Genomic DNA, 4,687 nt, shown 5'->3' on the forward strand with positions numbered 1-4,687 from the left:
ATTGCACTATCTATATCCCTATAGAAAAAAGCAACACTATTTATAAATAGCATTGCTTTTCTTTAATCACTCAATTATAAATTCAAATCTTTTTTATTGATTCCATAAAAGATTGAAGTGTTTCCGCATGATATGCAGAAAGCATCATTTTTTGAAGAGTATTAGCATCTGAAGAACTTGATATATAGGTAGTCACCGACGCTGGCAAAGCACCAAAACGTGCTTCTAGTAAAAGCTGTACCCCACGTCCAAGTCCCTTAGCTTCCCCTTCCTTTCTACCTAACGTAATATACTCATGTTTCCACTGAGCTGCACGTTCTTCCAACATGGCGTCCACCTCCCGCAAATCCTGAAATTCGGGAATTTCTTCTGTTATTCCAGAGCGTTTAAGGACAACACGGCCCAACCATACTGTAAACGCCCGGCGTAAAGACAAATATTCAGGCCCATGAAGCCGGGCTATCAATTCCCTGACTATCCGCCGAACCTGTTCAGGCTCCTGCGCCCGCTCCAGTCTCAGGAGCTGTGCGACCAGGCCCTTGCTTTTATCCAGCTCTTCTCCCGGCACTCGGCTTTCGTCCAGCAAAAAATGCCGATGTTGAGGACGATAATACTTCAAACCCTCCGGCATCGGAGCGAACAAGGCCGCCACTTCCTGGGGCGCTTTCCATGCCTTGCCTCCATTGTATATAACAATGGGGAACACCGGAGGCAAGCCCTCGTTTTCACGTACATTTCCCATCTTGACGAGATCAAGCAGCAACAAGGTCGTATAGGACAGCGTCCTCAAGGCCATCCAGTGGTCGGGCGTGCTCTGGAACTCCAGAAGCAACGCCACATAGCACCAGGAACCCTTTTTCCAACCGACACGCCAGACAATATCGTCATGGCGTTCCCGCAGGTCGTCCGTCACATAACTGCCCGAACAGCGTTCAAGCGTCGAAAAATCCAGGTCGGCGATGAAATCAGCAGACACGAAATCCCTCAACAATGATTCCACCATTTTGGGATCGCTGAAAAACTGCTTATACGCCGAATCATGCGGCATTCGTTCTTTTCCCATGTGAATATCCTATCCGAGTAATGCCTGATGAGCAAGATGCTGAACACATGTTTTACCTGTTATTTCCTCATGCTAGTTTTCACCTATTTCATCCATATGCGCTGTTCCTTTTCCTCCTTCCCTTCAACCTTCCCCCATAGTTCCCGATACCGCGCATTCCGCTCCAAACTTCTGTCTCCGGCCGGGTCGAATGTTCGATCTCAGAAACGCCCGGCACTCAGTCTACCCTTTCTTGGCGTCCTCCTCGTGCTGACGGTCAATCCTTCTGACCAAGTCAATGCCGCGGCATTTGCAAATAGAAGTTCTGATTTCAGGGAAAGAAACATTCTTCTGCCATACCTCAGCTTACGGATCTGAAAACCTGACACCCGGTGCACAATTTTTTGTCACCGCACTCTCGGTTCAGTCGCCTCTCATGATGGCGTGTCCTACTATAACATAACCAACTAGAATTATTGTTGTTTACTCAGTACCCATATAAAAGCGCACGATGTTTTGCCCCATTCAATGGGCATAACTCTATAACCTTTTATAATAGGGGAACGGCAATATGCTGAACTACAAAACAATGACGGCAAAAGAAGCAATCCGAACAGCCAAAGAGGAAAGCGGCCTTACCGCCGAACAAATTGCTCAACATCTTGGTGTGTCAATTTCCCTTATCCGGCGTTACCTCAAAGAAGATGACAACTATTTTCCAGGGTTGGAGATGCTGCCGCGCCTATGCCTTGCTCTAGGCAACTCATTACTACTGGATTGGGCAACGGCCCAGATCAAACAGAACGACGATGGGAAGAGAGAAAAAATGCTTGTCTCTCTAACAAACATTATAAATATATTGGAAGAAGCACAATTCCTTATTATGAAAGTAGAAACACTCACCTGCTGGGAGGAGGAAACGATACAAACAGCGTTGGATGAGGTAGATATGGAATGCCACAAAATAAAAGAGCTTTTACCACAGAAAAAATGCCGCTGTGATAAAAAGAAAAAAATTTGGTGCCCGCTGTGGAAGCTATGGCAAAAATGTTTTTATGGAAATCAAAAAAACTAAAGCGACAGCTCAGTTATTTTATATCTATGAACTTTAGAATATTCACCTAATAACAAATAATATATAAAGCTAAAAAAGACTGGTGAACTACCGGTTCTCCAGTCTTTATATAGTTACATCGTTATAATATTCCACAAATGCAGCGCCTTGTCGATAGCACCCTTAGGGGAAAGGTTAGGGTCTGCACCGATAAACCAACATGCCGCAGTAAGGATGCTCTCTTCTTTTTGGGTATCTCCAATACCATACTGTCCGATCATTTCAGCAAGTTGACGCGCATCACCCACAGCATCCTCAAGGGAGAGAGATGGATACCTACAGGCAATTTCGCAAGCTCCCATCATGAGTTTTTTTGAAATGTTATCCATTTTTTCTCCTTACCTTTTAGAATAGGTAAAGAGAATATCATACCATGAAGTATCATTGCCACCGTGTTTTTTATATACGCAAAAAATATCATGGCAAAGAGTCGCTGACTATCTGCCGAACCTGTTCCGGCTCCTACGCCCGCTCCAGTCTCAGGAGCTGTACGACCATGCCCTTGCTTTTATCCAGTTCTTCTCCCGGCACACGGCTTTCATCCAGTAAAAAACGCCGATGCTGAGGACGATAAAATTTCAGGCTCTCGACATGGAAGCGGACAATACCGACATCTCCTGCGGAGCTTTCCATACCTTACCTCCATTGTATATAGTAACCAGAAACACCGGTGGCACGCCTTCATTTTCATGCACATTTCCTATTTTTGCGAGATCAAGCAGCAACAGGGGATATAGGAAAAAGTTCGTAAAGCTACTCATTCTACCCGACTTTTGCTGAAAACGCTCATCTTCGACTCCGAATCACTGACGTATGAACTGTTTCTCACTTGACGGCCTTAAAATCTTCTGCATATATTAGTGAAGAGACTCCCATCTATCCACTTGACAGGCGCACCGCTACGATTTACTCTGTTTTTAACAGTCCGCGCTGCGCTTAGCCTTTTCTCCAAGGTGAGAAAAGTGATGCGAATGACAGCGCGGCTTTTTTTATGCAGTATTCTCTCCCCGCCCTCTCTCCGGCAGACCTGATTGAGCGTTGGCGCTCACAAGGTTTATACATCCCCGATAAGTCCTTGGCTCTGCGCCAAGTTAAAACTGTTGGCTATCACCGGTTGAATCGTTACGCACGTTTTTTGCGAGATCAGCAGGGAAATTTCAGGCCAGGACTTACTTATGATGACCTCTGGACTATCTATGTTTTTGATCGCAGACTCCGACTAGTTTCTTTGGATGCTATCGAACGCATAGAAATAGCAGTTAGAACCGTAATGTCAGACCTGCTCTGTCTGCGGCACGGCCCTCACTGGTTCATGAATGTCAAGTTGTTCAAAAATACATCCTATGCCACTACATTCCAAAATATTATTGCGGATGAAATACGTAAGAATCGCCCACAATATCAATCATACGAAGTAGCAGCGTATTACAAGAACTACACAGCACCACCCCTTCCTCCTTCATGGATTGTTATGGAACATCTTTCAATGGGAGAATGGTGTAAAGCCATTCCCATGCTGGATCGTTTTGAACAAAAAACTATCGGCCTTGAGTTTGGCCTCCCCGCCAATCTTATGACTTCATGGATTTCTTCACTTGCTCTATTGCGCAATGTTTGCGCCCATCATGGGATGATATGGCATCGGAAAAATACGCGACGCCCAGAATTACAAAAAAATCCTCCTCGTTTTTGCCCTGATTTTTCAGCCGATTCGGGAAATTATTACGCTTCAGCGTGCATTATACAATATTTTCTCAAATATATTGCCCCCTCTTCATCATGGAGTTCTCGCCTAAAAGAACTTTTTGACGACTTCCCGTTGACTTTTGCCCAAGACTTGGGCTTTCCCCTACATTGGGAACAAAATACATTTTGGGAAATAAGATGATTCATTCATAAATCTACCGCATCCTCACTGTAGGATGTTCCTTCCCCTCCTTCCCTTCAACCTTCCCCCATAGTTCCCGATACCGCGCATTCCGCTCCAAGTCCCTGTCTCCTGCCGGGCCGAAGGCGTAATTCACCGTGCGCTCGGCATACCGTTGCCAGTTCCGCCCGGTCTGGGAGTCCCGAATGGTCGGGGCACAAGTACGGATGGTTTCTTCCACACTCTCCCGACTGTGGCCGTTTGCCCGCATCCGCAAGGCAATCATGGCGTCCACGCGGGAATAGTCCTCAATGGTCAAATGACTGCGGATATTCTCCAGATGGGCATAATAGGCCGCTGCCGGGTCGCCGGGCCGAAAGTCCGACATCGGGAATATCCGGCGCTCGGCCTTCCGCTTCTCGGCAGCCTCTGCGTACTCATGGTCAATCCTTCTGGCCAGAGCCAGCGCCTTGCCACACTCCCGACGCTCCGCAAACAGGAGCTTCACTTGCGGGAATGAGCCGTCTTCCCGCCGATGCTTCGGCTTGCGATTCTCGAAGCCGGGCGCACGGTGGGGGTGGATGCAGCCGCAGAGCATTTTGTCGCCGTACTCCCTGTTCAGGCGTTCCGTGATGCGGTTGCCCACGTCCCGGTCAAATTCCGT

At 47.0% G+C, this 4,687-nt stretch carries 6 protein-coding genes; 2 read left to right on the forward strand and 4 right to left on the reverse strand.

The genetic code is table 11. The features are described from left to right. Positions 1-82: 82 nt before the first annotated feature. Entirely contained in the window at positions 83-1,063 is a 981-nt protein-coding gene (locus tag ACZM8Y_RS17685; protein ID WP_489501961.1) for an Rpn family recombination-promoting nuclease/putative transposase, read from the reverse strand. A gap of 550 nt (positions 1,064-1,613) precedes the next feature. On the opposite strand from ACZM8Y_RS17685, the gene ACZM8Y_RS17690 reads away from it, so the two are divergent. Continuing rightward, complete coding sequence (locus tag ACZM8Y_RS17690; RefSeq protein WP_483972141.1) at positions 1,614-2,117, forward strand: helix-turn-helix domain-containing protein; 504 nt, start codon at positions 1,614-1,616, stop codon at positions 2,115-2,117. 113 nt (positions 2,118-2,230) lie between these two features. Here the strand turns inward: ACZM8Y_RS17690 and ACZM8Y_RS17695 are convergent, their stop codons facing one another. Beyond that, on the reverse strand, positions 2,231-2,485 hold the full coding sequence (locus ACZM8Y_RS17695) for a hypothetical protein (RefSeq protein ID WP_483972140.1): 255 nt from the start codon (positions 2,483-2,485) through the stop codon (positions 2,231-2,233). 133 nt (positions 2,486-2,618) lie between these two features. Further along, the gene (locus ACZM8Y_RS17700) at positions 2,619-2,789 is read right to left on the reverse strand and encodes a hypothetical protein (RefSeq protein WP_483972139.1); all 171 of its coding nucleotides are present in this window, start codon (positions 2,787-2,789) and stop codon (positions 2,619-2,621) included. Positions 2,790-3,147: 358 nt separating this feature from the next. On the opposite strand from ACZM8Y_RS17700, the gene ACZM8Y_RS17705 reads away from it, so the two are divergent. After that, positions 3,148-4,044, forward strand: a complete 897-nt coding sequence (locus tag ACZM8Y_RS17705; protein WP_483972138.1) for an Abi family protein — start codon at positions 3,148-3,150, stop codon at positions 4,042-4,044. A gap of 13 nt (positions 4,045-4,057) precedes the next feature. On the opposite strand, the gene ACZM8Y_RS17710 is transcribed toward ACZM8Y_RS17705, so the two are convergent. Next, positions 4,058-4,687: DNA-primase RepB domain-containing protein (locus tag ACZM8Y_RS17710; protein WP_483972137.1), on the reverse strand; the 630-nt coding region annotated here is incomplete at its 5' end.

The sequence above is a fragment of the Bilophila sp. genome, assembly GCF_057864385.1.